General features: G+C 50.3%; 17 protein-coding genes and 3 tRNA genes. 5 read left to right on the top strand and 15 right to left on the bottom strand.

Features of this window, described 5'->3' with window-relative positions; genetic code table 11:
- Window positions 1-17: 17 nt before the first annotated feature.
- The 5 genes from rlmB to DXA87_RS08785 form a co-directional block, all read right to left on the bottom strand.
- Window positions 18-764, bottom strand: coding sequence for a 23S rRNA (guanosine(2251)-2'-O)-methyltransferase RlmB (rlmB, locus tag DXA87_RS08805; RefSeq protein ID WP_015554667.1), 747 nt, complete (start codon window positions 762-764; stop codon window positions 18-20).
- Window positions 754-1230 carry a ribonuclease III domain-containing protein gene (locus tag DXA87_RS08800; RefSeq protein ID WP_117503976.1) on the bottom strand — a complete coding sequence of 159 codons (477 nt, stop codon included), beginning with the start codon at window positions 1228-1230 and terminating at the stop codon, window positions 754-756. Before DXA87_RS08800 ends, rlmB begins: the two co-directional genes overlap by 11 nt.
- Window positions 1215-2624 (bottom strand): cysteine--tRNA ligase, encoded by a 1410-nt coding sequence (cysS, locus tag DXA87_RS08795; protein ID WP_117503974.1) that lies wholly within the window; start codon window positions 2622-2624, stop codon window positions 1215-1217. Before cysS ends, DXA87_RS08800 begins: the two co-directional genes overlap by 16 nt.
- Window positions 2625-2733: 109 nt before the next feature.
- Entirely contained in the window at window positions 2734-3285 is a 552-nt protein-coding gene (gene ispF, locus DXA87_RS08790; protein ID WP_117469717.1) for a 2-C-methyl-D-erythritol 2,4-cyclodiphosphate synthase, read from the bottom strand.
- A 20-nt stretch (window positions 3286-3305) separates the two neighbouring features.
- A complete protein-coding gene (locus tag DXA87_RS08785) occupies window positions 3306-4229 on the bottom strand; it encodes a diacylglycerol kinase family protein (RefSeq protein ID WP_117469718.1) in 924 nt (307 codons plus the stop codon).
- Between the two features lie 388 nt (window positions 4230-4617).
- Here DXA87_RS08785 and DXA87_RS08780 point away from each other — a divergent pair, with 388 nt between their 5' ends.
- Entirely contained in the window at window positions 4618-5529 is a 912-nt protein-coding gene (locus tag DXA87_RS08780; protein ID WP_117503972.1) for a hypothetical protein, read from the top strand.
- A 150-nt stretch (window positions 5530-5679) separates the two neighbouring features.
- Here DXA87_RS08780 and DXA87_RS08775 read toward each other — a convergent pair.
- From DXA87_RS08775 to DXA87_RS08765, 3 genes are all read right to left on the bottom strand, one after another.
- A tRNA-Met gene (locus DXA87_RS08775) sits at window positions 5680-5753 on the bottom strand.
- Between the two features lie 4 nt (window positions 5754-5757).
- Window positions 5758-5831: transfer RNA gene (locus tag DXA87_RS08770), tRNA-Met, on the bottom strand.
- Between the two features lie 24 nt (window positions 5832-5855).
- A tRNA-Val gene (locus DXA87_RS08765) sits at window positions 5856-5928 on the bottom strand.
- 251 nt (window positions 5929-6179) lie between these two features.
- Between DXA87_RS08765 and DXA87_RS08760 the strand changes: the two genes are divergently transcribed.
- The gene (locus DXA87_RS08760; protein WP_015554672.1) at window positions 6180-6401 is read left to right on the top strand and encodes a hypothetical protein; all 222 of its coding nucleotides are present in this window, start codon (window positions 6180-6182) and stop codon (window positions 6399-6401) included.
- A gap of 135 nt (window positions 6402-6536) precedes the next feature.
- On the opposite strand, the gene DXA87_RS08755 is transcribed toward DXA87_RS08760, so the two are convergent.
- The 3 genes from DXA87_RS08755 to cdd are packed head-to-tail and all read right to left on the bottom strand — an operon-like array spanning window position 6537 to window position 8839.
- A complete protein-coding gene (locus DXA87_RS08755; RefSeq protein ID WP_117503970.1) occupies window positions 6537-7730 on the bottom strand; it encodes a phosphopentomutase in 1194 nt (397 codons plus the stop codon).
- Window positions 7717-8391: a deoxyribose-phosphate aldolase gene (gene deoC, locus DXA87_RS08750; protein WP_015554674.1), complete on the bottom strand. Its 675-nt coding sequence runs from the start codon at window positions 8389-8391 to the stop codon at window positions 7717-7719. Before deoC ends, DXA87_RS08755 begins: the two co-directional genes overlap by 14 nt.
- 31 nt (window positions 8392-8422) lie before the next feature.
- Window positions 8423-8839, bottom strand: coding sequence for a cytidine deaminase (cdd, locus tag DXA87_RS08745; protein WP_015554675.1), 417 nt, complete (start codon window positions 8837-8839; stop codon window positions 8423-8425).
- Between the two features lie 261 nt (window positions 8840-9100).
- Here cdd and DXA87_RS08740 point away from each other — a divergent pair, with 261 nt between their 5' ends.
- Window positions 9101-9748, top strand: a complete 648-nt coding sequence (locus tag DXA87_RS08740) for a phosphatase PAP2 family protein (RefSeq protein ID WP_345941803.1) — start codon at window positions 9101-9103, stop codon at window positions 9746-9748.
- A 194-nt stretch (window positions 9749-9942) separates the two neighbouring features.
- Here the strand turns inward: DXA87_RS08740 and DXA87_RS08735 are convergent, their stop codons facing one another.
- The 3 genes from DXA87_RS08735 to asnA form a co-directional block, all read right to left on the bottom strand.
- Window positions 9943-10923, bottom strand: a complete 981-nt coding sequence (locus DXA87_RS08735) for a D-2-hydroxyacid dehydrogenase (RefSeq protein WP_117503968.1) — start codon at window positions 10921-10923, stop codon at window positions 9943-9945.
- On the bottom strand, window positions 10911-12722 hold the full coding sequence (locus tag DXA87_RS08730; RefSeq protein ID WP_117503966.1) for an aminopeptidase P family protein: 1812 nt from the start codon (window positions 12720-12722) through the stop codon (window positions 10911-10913). Before DXA87_RS08730 ends, DXA87_RS08735 begins: the two co-directional genes overlap by 13 nt.
- A gap of 143 nt (window positions 12723-12865) precedes the next feature.
- On the bottom strand, window positions 12866-13870 hold the full coding sequence (gene asnA / locus DXA87_RS08725; protein ID WP_117484152.1) for an aspartate--ammonia ligase: 1005 nt from the start codon (window positions 13868-13870) through the stop codon (window positions 12866-12868).
- Window positions 13871-14087: 217 nt separating this feature from the next.
- Between asnA and DXA87_RS08720 the strand changes: the two genes are divergently transcribed.
- Both DXA87_RS08720 and DXA87_RS08715 read left to right on the top strand, forming a co-directional pair.
- Window positions 14088-14834, top strand: coding sequence for a LytTR family DNA-binding domain-containing protein (locus tag DXA87_RS08720; protein ID WP_015554680.1), 747 nt, complete (start codon window positions 14088-14090; stop codon window positions 14832-14834).
- The gene (locus tag DXA87_RS08715) at window positions 14815-16113 is read left to right on the top strand and encodes an ATP-binding protein (protein ID WP_158553058.1); all 1299 of its coding nucleotides are present in this window, start codon (window positions 14815-14817) and stop codon (window positions 16111-16113) included. Before DXA87_RS08720 ends, DXA87_RS08715 begins: the two co-directional genes overlap by 20 nt.
- 102 nt (window positions 16114-16215) lie before the next feature.
- Here the strand turns inward: DXA87_RS08715 and DXA87_RS08710 are convergent, their stop codons facing one another.
- Window positions 16216-17214, bottom strand: coding sequence for a hypothetical protein (locus DXA87_RS08710; protein WP_117503991.1), 999 nt, complete (start codon window positions 17212-17214; stop codon window positions 16216-16218).
- Between the last annotated feature and the right edge of the window lie 47 nt (window positions 17215-17261).

Here is a 17261-nt window from a genome sequence, read left to right as displayed (position 1 = left end):
AAGTAAAATTATAAATCCTATGCCTTCGCCAGTCTCTGTCTCACGATCTCATACGCGAGAACACCTGTCGCAACGGACGCGTTCAGGGAATCGATATCGCCCTTCATCGGGATCGACGCGATCATATCGCATTTCTCCTTCACGAGACGACTCACGCCCTCCCCCTCATTTCCAATCACAAGACCGATCGGTCCGGTGAGGTTTAAACGGTACATGCTCTCTCCGCCCATATCGGCGCAGACGAACCAGATGCCGCGTTTCTTTAAATCCTCGATCGTTGCCGCCATGTTGGTGACCTTTGCGACCGGCGTATAGTTTAACGCACCTGCGGAGGTTCTCGCAACCGTCGCGGTAAGTCCCACCGCGCGGCGTTTCGGAATGATCACTCCGTGAGCGCCCGCAAGGTTCGCGGTACGGATGATCGCTCCAAGGTTGTGCGGATCCTCAATTCCGTCAAGCAGGAATAAAAACGGCGGCTCGCCCTTCTCTTCCGCGATCTTTAAGATATCTTCCACCTCCGCGTACTCGTAAGCAGCGGCATACGCCATCACACCCTGATGATGTCCCGTCTCAGACATGGAATCCAGGCGTTCCTTCGGGACAAAATTTACGATCGTATCATGCTTTTTCGCCTCTCTCACGATCGTGCGCACCGGACCGTCCTGGCAGCCGTCAAGGACAAACAGCCGGTCGATGGTCTTTCCGGAGCGGAACGCCTCCAAAACAGCGTTGCGCCCTTCTATCGTCAGTTCTTCATATCTCATCGGAGTTCTCCTCTTTCTGTTTTTCCGTATCTCCGGACACTGCTTTTCCGGTCTTTGTCATCGCCAGTGCCACAAGATCCACCATTCGCTCCGTTCTTCCGGACAGGTAAAGATATCCCATCAGAGCCTCAAAGCCTGTCGCCATCCGGTAGTCCTTCATCGTTGCATTCTTGGCCATAGAGAAAGACTTCGCGTTTCTTCCCCGTTTGTAGACCGCATGCTCCTCCTCGGTAAGGTCACCCTCAATGGCCATCAGGAATTCTGCCTGGGCTGCAGCCTTCACAAGAGCCGAAGACTTCCTGTGAAGCTTATTCACCTGCATATTTCCCTCGCTGACCACGATGGTACGGATCAGGATCTCGTAAGCCGCATCACCGAGATAGGCGAGCACAAGCGGAGAGTACTGACCTGCATCCGTATCCTTTAAGTGGAATTTTTCCTTTAAAAGCATTAAGCTCTCTTCCATTTTACGCCCTCTCTTGTGTCCTCGAGGACGATTCCCATGTCGAGAAGTTTTCCTCTGATCTCATCGGCAAGGGCAAAGTTCTTTGCCTTTCTCGCTGCCTGTCTCTGGGCGATCAGGTCCTCCACCTCAGAGTCAAGGACTTCCGCCTTCTTTTCTGTAATAATCCCCATTACGTCGCAGAGTCTCTGGATCTCATTCTTCATCCAGGAAACATACTCCTTTGTGCTTGCCCCGGAGACTGTGGAGTTGGAGAGCTTGATGAGCTCGAAGATCGCGGAGATCGCGTCCGCGGTGTTGAAATCATCATCCATCGCCGCCTCATACTTTGCGACAAGCTCCATTGCCTTCTTCTGGTTTTCCAGTTCTTCCGCTGTCATTGTGCCGCCGGTTGCCTTTGCCTCCGCCTCACGGAGCTTTTCCATACCGGTGAGGATTCTCTCAAGACCGTTCTTGGAGGCTTCCATTAGGTCCGCACTGAAGTTTAACGGACTTCTGTAATGTGCGCTCAGCATAAAGAAACGGAGCACCTGAAGATCGTATTTTTCGCTGATCTCACGGACGGTAAAGAAGTTTCCGAGAGATTTTGACATTTTCTTATTATCAATATTTAAGAACGCGTTGTGCATCCAGTATTTCGCGAAGGGCTTTCCGTTTGCAGCCTCACTCTGGGCGATCTCGTTCTCATGATGCGGGAAAATTAAGTCCTCACCGCCTGCATGGATATCGATCTCGTCGCCGAGGTATCTCTTTGCCATAACGGAACACTCGATGTGCCAGCCCGGACGGCCCTCGCACCACGGAGACTCCCAGTACGGCTCTCCCTCTTTTTTCGGTTTCCAGAGAACGAAGTCGTTCGGATCCTGCTTGCCCTCCTCACCGGTTACCTTGATCTCACGGAATCCGGACTGGAGATCGTCAAGATTCTTATGGGAAAGCTTTCCGTAATCTTTAAATTTCCGGACACTGTAATAAACCGTTCCGTCAGCAGCCACATAGGCGTAACCTTTTTCGATCAGAGTGCTGATCATATTCAGCATGCCGCAGATCTCTTCTGTCGCCAGCGGGTTCTTTGTTGCCGGCTCGATATTCATGCCTTCCATATCCTTTTTGCACTCGGCGATGTAGCGCTTGGAGATCGTCTCTGCATCAACGCTCTCCTCGATGGCTTTTTTGATGATCTTATCATCGACATCCGTAAAGTTGGATACATAATTTACATCGTATCCTTTATATTCAAAGTACCGTCTTACCGTATCAAATACGATCATCGGTCTCGCGTTTCCGATGTGGATAAAGTTGTAGACGGTCGGTCCGCACACATACATTTTTACTTTTCCCGGCTCCACCGGAACGAACTCTTCTTTTCTCTTTGTGAGTGTATTGTAGATCTTCATAACTTAAGCTCCTTCATATATCTTTCTGTCCGAATTTTTCTGCCATGCAGCTTTGCGTAATGCACTTTTACTATCATCAAAGTAAACAGGCGCTTACTTCCGCATTCATTTATTGCTGCTGTCTACAGCCCGGACAGCCCCCGCATCCACCGGAAATAATTCCAACGCGGTCCTCCGGCGCGTAATCCGCCACCGAACTTAAAAGGGCGATCGCCTGAGCGGAGATCCCCTCCCCGGTACCGGTAAATCCAAGCCCTTCTTCCGTCGTCGCTTTCACGCTTACCTGTTCTTTTTCGATTCCTAACGCCGCCGCGATATTTTCCGCCATCTGCGGGCGGTACGGCAAAAGCTTCGGCCTCTGGGCGATCACGGTGGAATCGATATTTTCGATCATATATCCGTTTTCCTGCAGGATCTTCCCGACTTCCTTTAAAAGCGCGATACTGGAAATCCCTTTATATCTCTCGTCCGAATCCGGGAAGTGCTGGCCGATATCGCCGAGGGCGGCGGCCCCCAAAAGTGCGTCCATCACAGCATGAAGAAGGACATCTGCGTCAGAATGACCCAAAAGTCCTTTTTCATAGGGAATGTCCACGCCTCCAATAATCAGCTTTCTTCCTTCTACGAGACGATGTACATCATATCCCTGTCCGATTCTCATAGAATCTCCTCCTGTTTCTATTATGAGCCGATCACGCGCATCCGTTTCGGGATACAGCGCACCGCCAGATTCTCCTGACACATACAGCTCTCACCGTCCACGTGGACCGCCAACGGGCGCGCAAGGTGGATCTCCGCCTCACTGCACTCAAAGACACGGATCCCCCGCTCTTTTCTCCGGACCCCCATCACAAGGTCTCTTAAGATCGGGATCATCTTCGTCTTTCTCGCACTGTTTCCAACGTAAACGGTCATTTTTCCGTCATCATTTAAAATCCCGCCGTTCTTCTTTTTCTTCTCTTCCCGGCGTACCATAAACGTGATGAAATATATATGATTAAACTCCACTTTCTGCGTCCCGTCAAGCAAAATATATCCTTTTGTCGGCTTTGCAAGAAAAAGCTGCTTTAATCCGATCCCAAAACGAAGGATTTTTGTCAGATGAAGCCTCGTCATCTGGTTTCTCACAGGGCAGCATAAGAGATTGTGGCACAGTGCCGCGTCGAGTCCGATCCCACAGCGTCCGGCAAATCTGCGGCTCACGATCTCCTCGTTTCCGAACGTGATAACGCCATAGTCCAGCATCCTGTAATATTTCGGGTGAAGGATCCGCCTCGCCTGACGGTCCACCTTCCAGAAAGACTGGAATCCCTTCGAGAGTGCATTCCGGAATCCCACCGGGACATAGCCGAAGGTCAGGAGTCCCTTAAAGGAGACACCGTTTAAGACCTCATTGTAGGTACCTTCGCCGCCGACGATCACGATCACCTTCGCTTCATCCTTTTCCGCCGTCAGTACTCTCGCGATCTCCGCCGCATCCCCTTGATGTTCCGTAAAAAAGACACGGTATTCCTGACTGTTCATTTCCAGCTGATGTTCCAGTCGTTTCCAGATCCGGTATCCTCTTCCAGCACCGGCACCGGGATTTACGATAAACTGATACATAACGTCCTCCGAATCTTATATGTTCAGAATTTTCCGTGCAGCCATATGCATTCTGACCATGTCAGTGCCATATGGCATACGATATAGATTATAGTATATCACATAACCGCTAAAAAAAGGCTAAATTTTTTCTAAACTTCATGCATGTGCACTGCGATACATTCCTGTTCATGCCATGCGCAGACAACAGCTGATTTTGCCGATGCTTCGCATTCCAAATCAGCAAAATCCCTACCCGTGTACCGGACACATCCGCGCCAAAACGTAAGAAAATAGTAAACATCTCTTTCTTGTCAGACAATATTGGGGTCAATTATAATAAAAGCAGATACAAAGGGCAAAGATAATTGATTTTTATGAATCCAAGCTCTGAAAGGAGGTTCCTGGTATGAAAAAAAGAATGTATGTCGGGCTTTTCATGCTGCTGTTCTGCATGATCTTTGCAGTCACAGCACTTCCGATCACCGCGAAAGCTGATATGGGTCCAAAGCCCTCGGTGCGCATCCAGTTCAAAAATATGAGCGATGATCTGTGCTATGGCACGCTGCTTTCAAAGGAGAAATGTACAGGACCTGCACAAGTCTGGGACGGCACCGCCAGAAATGAGCAGCTCTATGATCTTGACCGGAACATCTGGAAAGCTTTTGTAGATTACAAGGATCCTGACGGATATTATTTCCTTCAGAGGGGCTGGACGGTAAGCGAAACCGGTGAGATCGCCTGGACCTATTATCCACCGGAGGATTTTAAGATCCTCCTGTATTATCCGGAAACCGGGACCTTTGTATCAAGCGGAAGCTATGAGCGTTATGCATTTGATACTTATTACACCGTTGACATGGAGGGCGTCTGGATCGGATCCGTGGAATACAATGAGGACCTGAGCACAAACGAGCGGATCAACGCGTATCGTTCCTATAATTATCGGATGGAGCTTTTATCGCTCGCGGTCCGTATCCTTCTTACGATCGCAATTGAAATGGTCGTCGGGCTGTTATTCGGCTTCCGGCAGAAAAAGCAGCTGCAGATCCTTGCGCTTGTAAATATCACGACGCAGCTTCTCTTAAATCTGCTTCTCAATATCATTCATTACAATGCCGGTCCGTTGGCCTTTATCACAAGCTATGTCTTTTTCGAGGTCATAGTCTTTGCGCTGGAGGCAGGTCTGTATTGCAGGTTTTTGAAGAGAGTGTCCCCCAAAAAGGAAAACGGTGACTTTGTTCTCTATTCGTTTATCGCGAATTCAGCATCATTCTGGGTCGGATATTATCTTGCGACAGTATTACCGGGAATCTTTTAAGTGAAAATCCAGACACCAACAGAGCCTTTCATATGTTTGCAGGATCATTGCAGATGTTCTTTTCTGTTTGGTACAGCAGAAAATTTCAGAAAAATTATTATAATCGAAAAAGTCCCGGGAACCTTCTCAGATTCCCGGGATTTTCAATCGTAGCGGAAGGGAGATTTGAACTCTCGACACCACGGGTATGAACCGTGTGCTCTAGCCAACTGAGCTATTCCGCCATAGTAGCGGAAGGGAGATTTGAACTCTCGACACCACGGGTATGAACCGTGTGCTCTAGCCAACTGAGCTATTCCGCCATAACATATGTATTTTCATATAAATGGGGCCTATAGGGCTCGAACCTATGACCCTCTGCTTGTAAGGCAGATGCTCTCCCAGCTGAGCTAAGACCCCATTGCTTCCGTCTGACGTTTCCGTCAAGCGCGATTGCTTTGACAGTTTAACCTATTTTTTCGAAATTGTCAACAGTTTTTTGAAATTTTTTTGTAATGGATTTTTCCTGTTCTATCTACACGATTTAAAAAAAAGACTGACATCTCCTATTTTTCTCTTGCATTCCCAATACATCTTGTTTATAGTATAGTGTATAAGAATCCGATTCGCGGATTCCAATAATATGAACCTGCACAGGAGGGATTGTAATTATGCCAAGAGGAAGAAAGAAGACTGACGTTGCTCCGCAGGATCTTTTAAATGAGGTCCTTGCTTCTATCGAAGAGACAGAGCAGAAATTAAAAGCATTAAGAACTCAGAAAAAGGACATTGAAAAACAGATCGAGGCCAAAGAAATGGCTGAATTATACGCGATCGTAAAAGAGAAGAACATGTCCATCGAGGATGTAAAAACGAAACTCGGCGCAGAATAAGTCTCGCACTTCTGTCTGAACATAAAAGGAAGATCCACATTTCCCGGATACCGGGGATGCGGATCTTCCTTTTTTATTCTATTTTACCTGCTCCACGAAACTATCGGATCCACGCAGATCTCAGGCAGATCCCGATCATTCTAATTCTTTTAAGATCGACTCCCCGATCATATTCTCCGCTTTTTTAAGCCCGAAGTTATCGAGCACCGTCGCGCCGATGACACCAAAGGTCTTCTGTTCCTCAAACATTCCCTTCTCTTTCATAGACGGGGAGTAGGCAATAAACGGAACCTTTTCTCTCGTATGGTCTGTTCCCGTGTAAGTCGGATCATTTCCATGATCCGCCGTGATCATCAAAAGATCACCTTCCCGGAGGTTTTCAAGGAGTTCGCCAAGCTTCGCATCAAAGCGCTCCAGCTCTTCCCCATATCCCACCGGATTTCTCCTGTGGCCCCAGAGGGCATCGAAATCCACGAGATTCACAAAGCAGAGTCCCTTGAAATCCTTATCTTTGCAGATCTCGATGGTCTGTTCCATTCCATGGACGGAGCTCTTGGATCGGAATGCCTCCGTGATGCCCTGTCCGTCGAAGATATCACGGATCTTTCCGACGGAAATCACATCGTACCCGTTGTCCTTTAAGATATCGAGCGCCGTCGTTCCTGTCGGCTTTAACGCATAATCGTGGCGGTTGCTGGTGCGGACAAATTCGCCTTTCTTCTTTCCGACATAAGGTCTCGCGATGACGCGGCCCACACGCCACTCTTCCTTCATCGTGATCTCCCTAGCGATCTCACAGCAGCGGTACAGCTCGTCAAGTCCGAATGTCTCCTCATTTCCGCAGATCTGAAGGACGGAATCGGCAGATGTGTACACGATCATGTGACCGGTAGCGATCTCTTCCTCTCCCAGTTCGTCCAGGATCGCGGTTCCGCTGGCGCTCTTATTTCCTATTACTTTGTGACCGGTGCGTTTTTCCAGCTCGTCGATCAGCTCCTCCGGGAAACCGTGATCCGTGAAGGTCTTGAACGGTTTCGTCGTGTAGATCCCCATCATCTCCCAGTGTCCGGTCATGGTGTCCTTGCCGTTGCTGGCCTCGGAGAACTTTGTGAAGCGGCCCGTCGGCTTTTCCACCGGGGCAACCCCCTTTAATGGTCTTAAGTTCGCGATTCCAAGCTTCTGGAGATTCGGGATATGAAACCCCTTCATGTGTTCCGCGATATGTCCCAAGGTATCCACACCCATGTCACCAAACTTTTCGGAATCCGGCATAGCGCCGGTTCCCAAGGAATCTATGACGATCGTAAAAATCCGATTATATTTCGGCATCTAAATCTCCCCCTTTCTTTTTCGCCTGTTCCACAAGGCGGCTCGTTCCGAGACGGTCAGCGCCGAGGAGGACAAACTCCCTCGCGTCGTTGAAATCGGCGATTCCTCCTGCTGCCTTGATCTTCTTTCCGGCAGTCATATGGGCCTTCATAAGCGCCACATCCGGCTTTGTAGCCCCTGCGGCAGAAAATCCAGTGGACGTCTTGATAAAGTCCGCTCCAGAAGCAGCTACAGTCTCACACATCTTTATCTTCTCCTCATCCGTGAGAAGGCAGGTCTCGATGATGACCTTTAAAATGTGATCTCCGCAGGCCTCTTTTAAGGCATTGATCTCCGCCAGGACCTTATCGTACTGTCCCATCCTGACCCAGCCGATGTTGATCACCATGTCAATCTCTTCCGCTCCGTCTTTTAATGCCTCTTTCGTCTCAAAGACTTTCACAGCCGTCGTGTTGTACCCGTTCGGGAATCCGATGACGGTACAGACGGGCATCTTCCCATCCAGATATTCTGCCGCCTGCTTTACGTAGGACGGCGGGATGCAGACGGATGCGGTTCCATATTTTACCGCGTCATCGCAGATCTCCCTGATCTGTTCCCAGGTGGACGGCTGTTTTAACAGTGTATGATCAACTTTCTTCAATATATCTCTGTATGTCATATTTTCTCTTACATCCTTTCCAGTGTGCCTTCTATTTTTCCAGTGCTTTCCCCGTAAAGCCTAACGGTAGCAACTCTTTCAGGAGGTAATCCCGGATCTCCCCGTCCCCATTCATAAGGACGATTCGAAAGGTCTCCGGGTCGCAAAACTCTGCCATCACCTGGCGGCAGACGCCGCAGGGCGCGCAGAAATCCTTCGGTTCTTTTCCCTTCGGACCTCCCACGATGGCGATCGCCCGAAAGTCCGTATTTCCCTCGCTGACAGCCTTAAACATCGCCGTCCGCTCCGCACAGTTTGTCGCCGGATACGCCGCGTTTTCAATATTGCAGCCGCGAAAAACTGTTCCGTCCCCGCATAGAAGCGCTGCTCCCACCGCAAAGCCGGAATATGGGCAGTAGGACTGTTTTCTTGCTTCCAAAGCTTCCCTTACCAGTTCCTTATTTCTCATGAATTTCCTCCCTCCCGGTTTGAAAATCCGAATATATTTTCTTCCTTTAACATACCATAAAGCCGAAACAATGTCAAAAGTCTTACCGCCTTCTTACATTTCTAACGTCTTCCTTACTTTTCGATAAAAATTTACCACTGGGGGTTGAAACCCCACTTTTAAAGTGATATAATTTGGCAACGCAAGGGAAATGTGACAAAAGTATTACAAAGCAGGACTTTAATGATGATGCCTGTTCAGAAAGGAAAGGAGGTCATCCTTTTGAAAAAGCTGATAAGAAAATATGGGCACGTATGGATGCTATCCTATGCATTCATCTATATCCCCTGGTTTACAAGACTTCAGGAGAACATAAACAAACCTTACCACGTCATGCACACGGCACTCGATGATATGATTCCTTTCGAAGAGATCTTTATCGTACCTTATCTGATGTGGTTTTTATATGTAGCAGCCACCATCGCATTTTTCTTCTTTCGGAATCGTGATGATTATTACAGGCTCTGCACCTTCCTTTTCACAGGAATGACGATCAGTCTTCTCGTCTGCTCCCTGTTCCCGAATGGAACGGACTTCCGTCCAGCAATCGATCCGGATAAAAATATTTTCTGTTACCTGGTATCGAGACTCTGGAGCATTGATCCGTGCATCAACGTCTTCCCGAGCATCCATGTATACAACTCCGTCGGTGTCCACATCGCGGTCTGCCGCAGTGAGGAGTTAAAGAAACATCCGATGATCGTCCGGGCATCCGGCATTCTGATGGTTCTGATCTGCCTGGCAACAATGTTCTTAAAGCAGCACTCCGTGATCGATGTGGTCGGCGCGCTTCTCATGGCATCCGTTATTTACCCGATCGCTTATGCGCCGGAGGCGGAAAAGAAGAAAAAGTACGAGACGAGCTTCTAAATATAATAACTTCAAGCCTATGCAGGACGGTTTTTACGACCGTCCTGTTTTTTGCTGTTTTCTCTAATTTCTATATTCACAGGAGCCCTTCACCGCCTGCCTTTTTTGAATGTGCGACAGCAAAAACAGCCGTCCTCTTTACCTGCCATATAAGCATGCAAAAGAACAACTGTCTTTACTTGTTTATCTTACTGTCACTTTCTATATCCTGTCGTAAAATCCACTACATTCCGGTACGGCGTCCCGTTCGCCCAGGCCGCAAGGTTTTCTCCCGCGATCCGGACGATCCGTTCAAAGGTCTCCGGAAGGAAAAAATTTCCTGCCACATGAGGCGTGATCACAAGGTTCTCAAGATCCCACAACGGGCTGTCCGCCGGAAGCGGTTCAGGCTCCGTCACATCGAGGCCACAGCCGCCTAGATGACCATCTTTTAAGGCTTTATAGAGTCCATCCGGATCGATGGCATTTCCGCGGCCCACATTGATGAGGTACGCGCCCTTTTTCATCAGGCGGAGTCTTCTCTCGTCCATGATGTGGTTTGTAGCGCTTCCGCCCGGAAGGACCATGGCAACAATATCTGCCCGGCCTAAGAGCATATCCAGATCATCCATCGTGTGCTGCTCATCCAGGTAATCCGGCTTATTCCGGTTCGTGCGGCGGACACCGATCACATGGGCGCCCAACGCGTGGACCTTTCTCGCGTAATCCCCGCCGATATCGCCCAGACCCAGGACAAGGATCGTGGAACCTTCCACGGAAATGATGTTTCCCATGGCTTTCCATACATGCTCTGCCTGGTTCGCGTGGTACTGGTTTAAACGTCTGATCAGGTCGAACGTAAGACCCAGCATATGCTCGGAGACCGCGAGTCCGTAAGCGCCTGTGGCGTTTGCGAGCACTGCTCCCTCCGGCATCACACCGGCCTTGATATAGAGATCTGCCCCAGCAGAGTTTAACTGGAGCAGCTCCAGGTTCTTCGCGCCGGAGATCAGGGATGGATCCACGTTTCCGACGATAACATCTGCCTGTTCCACGTCCTCCTTTGTGACTTCCCCGCCGTTCACATATCGGATGCAGCAGTTCTTGTCACCTGAGGCGGCTTTTTCTTCAAGGAACTTCTTGTGATCCTCGTTTACCGGGATCACCACCAGAATGTTTTTCTCTAAATCCGCCATGTGTAATCCTCTCCAATCGGTCTTGTCGCTTCTTTTAACCACTCGTTCTCTTCCTCAGTCATATACGGGGAAAGCTTCTCGCAGACTTCTTTATGGTACGCGTTCAGCATTCTCACATCAGACGGCTCCATCACGGAAATATCCACCGCATCGAGATCGATGGGCGCGAATGTCATGTTCTCGAAGCACATGAACTGACCGTACTCATTCTTCTCCGCCTTTCTGCAGAGGGACAGGTTCTCAGTACGGATTCCGTGGCTGCCCTCGATGTAAAGACCCGGCTCGTCGGATGTGAGCATGCCCTCCTCCAGAACGCAGGAATCCTGACGCTCCGGAACGATGCGCCAGCGGATGCCGTTCGGTCGCTCATGGACAGCGGATAAGAAGCCAACGCCATGTCCGGTACCGTGGTTGAAGTCGAACCCCCGCTCCCAGAGCGGTCCTCTCGCAAGGTAATCCACATTGAGACCCCGGCAGCCGTATAAGAATTTCGCGTTCATCAGGCGGAGCATTCCCATCATGACAAGTGTAAAGTGTCCCTTCATCTCGTCTGTCACATGACCGACCGCGATGGTTCTTGTGACGTCCGTGGTTCCCTCATAGTACTGTCCGCCAGAGTCTACCAAATAGAAGCCATCTGTTCCCACCGGGCTCTCCTGCTCCTTTGTCGCATGGTAGTGGCACATCGCCGCGTTGGAGCCGAATGCGGAGATCGTCGTGAAGCTCGGTCCGAGGTAACCTTCCTGGGCCTTGCGGTAATCCTCCAGGCGCTCTGCAGCCTCTGTCTCTGTGAGTTCCACTTTTCCCGCGTTCTTCTTCATCCAGCACAGGAATTTCGTCAACGCCACGCCGTCCTTTAAATGAGCTTTGCGAAGGTTTTCCATCTCCACCGGGTTCTTCACTGCCTTCATCCGGGAAGTCGGGTTCATAGCCTCCACAATGCGGTTGGAGGCATCGATTTTCTTATAGAGGGCAAAGTTTACCTTACCCGGCTCCAAGAGGACCGTCTCGTTTCTGATCCCTGCCACCGCGTCGTAGATCGCGTCGTATTTTTCGATGGCGACATGATTCTCCTCAAAATAAGCGCGGAGCTCCGGGGAGAATTTGCGACTGTTAATAAAAAGTCTCGCCTCATTCTCTGTGATCAGGGTGAATGCCGGTGCCAGTACATTTCCGTCGTCGGAATTTTTGCGGATATTAAAGAGCCATGCCACATCGTCAAGGCTTGACAGGATGTGCACGGTCGCGTGTTCCTTCTTCATCGCGGTTCTGAGGCGGGCAAGCTTCTCCGCAACGGTCTCGCCTGCGTACTTCACGTCGAGGACCCACACCTCCGGTGCCGGAAGGATCGGGCGTTCTTCCCAGACCTCACCCGCAAGGTCATCGCCGACGGAAAGTGTGGCATGTTTCTCTGCCATCATGGTCTCAAATTTTCTTCCTTGGGCAGCATTTACCACGCGGCCGTCAAAGCCTAAAACGCCGCCTTCCGGCATATGGTCCATCAGGTATTCCTCAATGGTCGGGACGCCCTCCTCGCCCATCGCCATCAGACGTGTGTCCTGGCCTTCCAGCTCTTTCTTCGCCTGGACAAAATATCTTCCGTCTGTCCACATGCCGGAAAAAGCCTGGGTGATCACCATGGTCCCCGCGGAACCTGTGAATCCGGACAGGAATGCGCGGCATTTGAAATAATCCTCCACATACTCAGAATCGTGGAAATCGGAAGACGGAACATAGTACGCGTCCACATTTCTCACTTTCATCAGGGTCCTGAGTTCCCTCAAACGTTCATTTGCCATTTTTTTACCTCCATAAGCAGGAAAAGTTACCGCACACACCTTTGTGGACCGTAACTGTTTTCCTGAATATTTAATACCGGTCAGGCTTGCGCCGCCGGGTCGTTCTCATAATAAGTCTGTGCAGATCCGCATCCGCCTGCTGCTTACAGCAGCGGAATTCCCGCCTTCTTCGCCTCCTCGCGGACCTCATCCGGCCACAAGGAAGACTGGATCTCACCGATATGGGCTTTCCTTAAGAAGAACATACAGATACGGGACTGTCCGATACCTCCGCCGATGGTGTATGGAAGCTCTCCGTTTAACAATGCCTTCTGGAATGCAAGCTTCTCGCGCTCCTCACAGCCTGCCGCCTTTAACTGCTCGTGCAGGGAGATCTCGTCCACACGGATACCCATGGAGCTTAACTCAAGGGCAATGTCGAGAACCGGATAGTAGACGATAATATCGCCGTTTAATTTCCAGTCATCATAGTCCGGAGCACGTCCATCGTGGGGCTCTCCGGATTTTAACTTTCCGCCGATCTGCTCGATAAACACAGCGCCGTGAAGCTTCACGATCTCATACTCTCTCTGCTTCGGGGTGAGATCCGGGTAGCGGTCCTCAAGCTCCTGGGATGTGATAAACTCGATGTGCTCCGGGAGAACACGGCCGATATAGTCGTACTCGTATGCCATATAGTCCTCTGTGATCTTTAATGCCTTATATACGGCACGGACAGTCTCTTCCAGTGTCTCGCGTGTTCTCTCCTCCTTCGTGATCACCTTTTCCCAGTCCCACTGGTCCACATAGATGGAGTGGATGTTATCGGTGTCCTCATCGCGGCGGATGGCGTTCATATCGGTGTATAAACCTTCACCCGGCTGGAAGCCGTACTGTTTCAACGCGTAACGTTTCCATTTTGCCAGGGAGTGGACAATCTCTGCCTTTCTTCCGCCTTCCTTGATATCAAAGGCAACCGGGCGCTCCACACCGTTCAAGTTATCATTTAATCCGGATTCCGGCGTTACAAATAACGGAGCGGAAACTCGGGTCAGATTTAACTGTTTTGTAAGTTCCTTCTGGAAGAAATCCTTCACGACCTTGATAGCGATCTGGGTCTCTTTTAAGTCAATATCCGGAGTATAACCGGCTGGTACAATAAAATTCATTGTCGTGCTCACCTTTCTATGCAGCATCCAATTTTCTGTCTTTTCCGCCGCCATAAAATGCCAAAACAGCGGCATTTTTCCTTTGCGCTTTATGCTGCCGGTATCCATCATATCATTATTTGGCGGAAAATGGAAGAAAAGTTTCATTCTTCCACACATTTCCCCAAAAACATGTTAAAATAGCTTTAACAGTTTAACATCAAAGGAGCGACCGAACATGAACATAGCGATCGTCGATGACCGAAAGACGGATTCTGACCGGCTTGTCGGATTTATTGATACATATGCGGAACAGCACAGGCTTCAGTGGGGGGCAATGGACCGTTTTTCCAGCGGGGAAGAGTTTTTGGGCGCGTTTACGGCCGGAAAGTATGATCTCATCTTCCTTGATATCTACATGGATGGCATCACCGGGATGGAGACGGCGAAGCGGATCCGGCGGGCGGATCATGGCTGCAGGATCATCTTTATCACCACCTCCCCTGAATTTGCCGTGGAGAGCTACGACGTGAGCGCATCCTTCTATCTCCTGAAACCTATTGAAAAGAACGGTGTGTTCGCTGCCCTCGACCGGTGCGGGCTCCAGGATGCTGAACGCACCAGGGCGGTGGAGGTTGCAACACATTTTGGAAAGACAGTTCTCCCGGTCCACGATATCTCCTACACCGAGTATGTCAGACGGCAGGTTCTCATACACCTTAAGAACGGGCAGGATATGGAAGTCTCCATGAGCCAGAAGGATTTCTCCGCCCTTCTGCTCCAGTATCCGTGGTTCTGCGACTGCATCAAGGGGATCCTCGTAAACTTTGAGGACGTGGATAAGCTTTTAGAAGACCGTTTTCTCTTAAAAAGCGGGATCCAGATCCCTATCAGCCGTCTGAAATACCGGAATGTGCGGGAGCAATTTCTTGAGTATTCCTATTCGAAAGTCCGGGGAGGTCAGTATGGCGGAACTGCTTATTAATGAATTTTTCAGCACTTATCCGTTCCACATATTCGCGTATCTTCCGTTTCACACGAATCTGCGTTATCCGGGAAAAATAACGATCCTGCTCTCTGCCCTTGCGGAGATCATATATCTGGCAGTCTTCGCGATACTGGTCCATGCGGGGTTTCCAGCCGTATCTGTACAGTATCTTGCGATTCCCATTCTGGGATTTTTTCTCTACCATCTGGTTCAGGCAAACATCGGAATCGTCACATTCCAGTACACCTTTGTCCTTGACTACCTCATGGTGATCCGCGCCTCCTCCTTTTTTATCTGCAGACAGTTTCTGCACTGCGGATTCTACACCTGGCAGTCCGGCGTCACTACGTTACTCCTGGTGCTCCTCACCACCCGGTTTATGATAAAGCGGCTCACAGAGATCATCGACAGTCTCTCCGCGATCCAGGCGCCTGCAATCTGGAAAACCGCATGGCTTCTTCCATTTTCCGCCACGATGATCATCTTCCTTCTCACCGGCAATATCCGGGATGGGAATTTTGATCAGGCAGACCTTTTCGCCAGAGTCCTGCTGCTCGTCTGCATGTTCCTCATCAGCCACACGCTGATCATGCTCCTGCGCTTCTTTAAGGACCAGGCAGAAGCCGCGGCAAAATCGGAGACCATGGAAAAGCTCCTGGAGATCCAGTCAGACCAATACAGCCTTCTCACCGCCAGGATCCAGGACAACCGCCGGGCAAGGCACGATTTCCGCCAGCATCTGGCCGTCATCAGGGACTGCGCCGACCGCGGGGATCTCGCCTCCCTGAAAAATTATCTGAACGATTACGAAAACATGTTCCCGATCCAGGAGGTCCGCACCTACTGCAAAAACTACGCAGTCAACGCGATCCTCTCCTTCTACGCGGAAAAGGCAGAAAAAAACGGGATCTCCATGCAGGTCACCATCCAGATGGCTGACCCGCCGGTGATCCCGGAAACGGAATTCTGTGTTCTAGTCGGAAATTTACTGGAAAACGCAGTGGACGCCTGCGCGGATACCGATGCGGAGATCCAGTCTTTCATCCGACTCCATGTAGTCCAGACCGGCTCCTCCATGCTCTCCATCACCGCCGACAACACCAGCTCCGGAAGTCCGAACTGGTCCGGAGATAAGCTGCTTTCCACAAAACACTCCGGCTACGGCATTGGAACGGAGTCTATCCGCATGATCGCAGAGCGGTACAGCGGGGACGCGAGATTTAGGTGGAAAGACGGAATATTCTACGCGTCTGTGATGTTAAATCCGCAGGTTTGACCGCTGAGACCGGATTTTCGACCTCTGTTATCTCCTGATGACAATTTCATATCAGTACCTTCAGCTTTTATATGCCCTGAACGGATCATCCCGATTTTGGTCTTACATCCCCGGCACATACACGCCGCTCTCATTCACATAGAGCCCGTCCGGCGTCCTCCCGCTCTTATACATGGCCCCGCTCACCGGATCCAGATAGTAGGACTTGTTGTACAGGCTGATCCATCCTGTGGCCATATATCCGTCCTCCCGGAAATAGTACCACTTTCCGCTGATGTAGAGCCACTCTGCCGCCGCCCATGTGCCATCACCGTAGTCCCACCACCATCTGCCGTCAGCGCTCTGCTTCCAGGAGCCTGCGGCGTAGGATCCGATCTCCCCTGAGCGGACCCAGGCGCTCTTCGTGTTGTTTGTGGACTTCACGGAGCGGACCTCAAAGCTGTAGGATCCAGAGGTTCCCATCAGTCTCGAAAAATCGTACTTCGTTCCGTAGATCGTAAACTCGTCCCCCGTGAGACTGCCGTCCTTTAAGAGGCGGAGCTGGTAATATTTCGCCCCGCTGACCGCTGACCATGTTCCCGTTCCGTAGGCGTTCGGAGACCAGGCCACACCTGTGGGCGCCTTGACGGTACTTGTGGTGGATGCGGTGGTTTTCTTATCGAATGTCAGGCGGAACGTCAGCTCGACGGTACTTCTGTCATTTTTCTTTACCGCCTTCACGTACTCCGCTTTTCCGTATCCGTTTTTTGCGGAATCGGACAGTGTCAGGCGGAAGTCCTTTGAGGCTGTCCCGGAGAAATAATAATGATCCTCGTCTGCTACCTCCAGCGTCACCGTGATCTTCGGTGGATTGGACTCCGTATAGCCGTTTCCGTCGTTATTTTCGATATAAATGTTATCTACATAGTAAAGATCTGTATTATCCCCGTAGGGCGTCACTGTGACGTCCTCAGAGTCATTTTTAAGTCCCACAGTGCTGTCGATGGTCAGGTATATCTTTCCGACCGCTGTCTTGCTGGCTGCAAAAGCCGGAAACGCCGCAGTCACTGCCAGAACCGCCGCCAGCAGAAATCCCGCAATCTTCTTTCCAAATTTTTTCATGTCTTCTCCTTCCCGTAAGAAGTTCTTCCACTCGCTTCTCTTTATCC

This window comes from Desulfotomaculum sp. OF05-3 (assembly GCF_003435535.1).
Taxonomy (GTDB): domain Bacteria; phylum Bacillota; class Clostridia; order Lachnospirales; family Lachnospiraceae; genus Pilosibacter; species Pilosibacter fragilis.
This window is presented reverse-complemented; position numbering and strand designations above follow the sequence as displayed.

Excerpts from the sequence above, each read along its gene's own strand:
- cysS (WP_117503974.1), bottom strand. The coding sequence starts at position 2,624 with ATGAAGATCTACAATACACTCACAAAGAGAAAAGAAGAGTTCGTTCCG.
- DXA87_RS08780 (WP_117503972.1), top strand. The coding sequence starts at position 4,618 with ATGAAAAAAAGAATGTATGTCGGGCTTTTCATGCTGCTGTTCTGCATG.
- DXA87_RS08730 (WP_117503966.1), bottom strand. The coding sequence starts at position 12,722 with ATGGCAAATGAACGTTTGAGGGAACTCAGGACCCTGATGAAAGTGAGA.
- DXA87_RS08720 (WP_015554680.1), top strand. The coding sequence starts at position 14,088 with ATGAACATAGCGATCGTCGATGACCGAAAGACGGATTCTGACCGGCTT.
- ispF (WP_117469717.1), bottom strand. The coding sequence starts at position 3,285 with ATGAGAATCGGACAGGGATATGATGTACATCGTCTCGTAGAAGGAAGA.
- DXA87_RS08755 (WP_117503970.1), bottom strand. The coding sequence starts at position 7,730 with ATGCCGAAATATAATCGGATTTTTACGATCGTCATAGATTCCTTGGGA.
- rlmB (WP_015554667.1), bottom strand. The coding sequence starts at position 764 with ATGAGATATGAAGAACTGACGATAGAAGGGCGCAACGCTGTTTTGGAG.
- DXA87_RS08760 (WP_015554672.1), top strand. The coding sequence starts at position 6,180 with ATGCCAAGAGGAAGAAAGAAGACTGACGTTGCTCCGCAGGATCTTTTA.
- DXA87_RS08785 (WP_117469718.1), bottom strand. The coding sequence starts at position 4,229 with ATGTATCAGTTTATCGTAAATCCCGGTGCCGGTGCTGGAAGAGGATAC.
- DXA87_RS08735 (WP_117503968.1), bottom strand. The coding sequence starts at position 10,923 with ATGGCGGATTTAGAGAAAAACATTCTGGTGGTGATCCCGGTAAACGAG.
- DXA87_RS08710 (WP_117503991.1), bottom strand. The coding sequence starts at position 17,214 with ATGAAAAAATTTGGAAAGAAGATTGCGGGATTTCTGCTGGCGGCGGTT.
- deoC (WP_015554674.1), bottom strand. The coding sequence starts at position 8,391 with ATGACATACAGAGATATATTGAAGAAAGTTGATCATACACTGTTAAAA.
- DXA87_RS08800 (WP_117503976.1), bottom strand. The coding sequence starts at position 1,230 with ATGGAAGAGAGCTTAATGCTTTTAAAGGAAAAATTCCACTTAAAGGAT.
- cdd (WP_015554675.1), bottom strand. The coding sequence starts at position 8,839 with ATGAGAAATAAGGAACTGGTAAGGGAAGCTTTGGAAGCAAGAAAACAG.
- DXA87_RS08715 (WP_158553058.1), top strand. The coding sequence starts at position 14,815 with ATGGCGGAACTGCTTATTAATGAATTTTTCAGCACTTATCCGTTCCAC.
- asnA (WP_117484152.1), bottom strand. The coding sequence starts at position 13,870 with ATGAATTTTATTGTACCAGCCGGTTATACTCCGGATATTGACTTAAAA.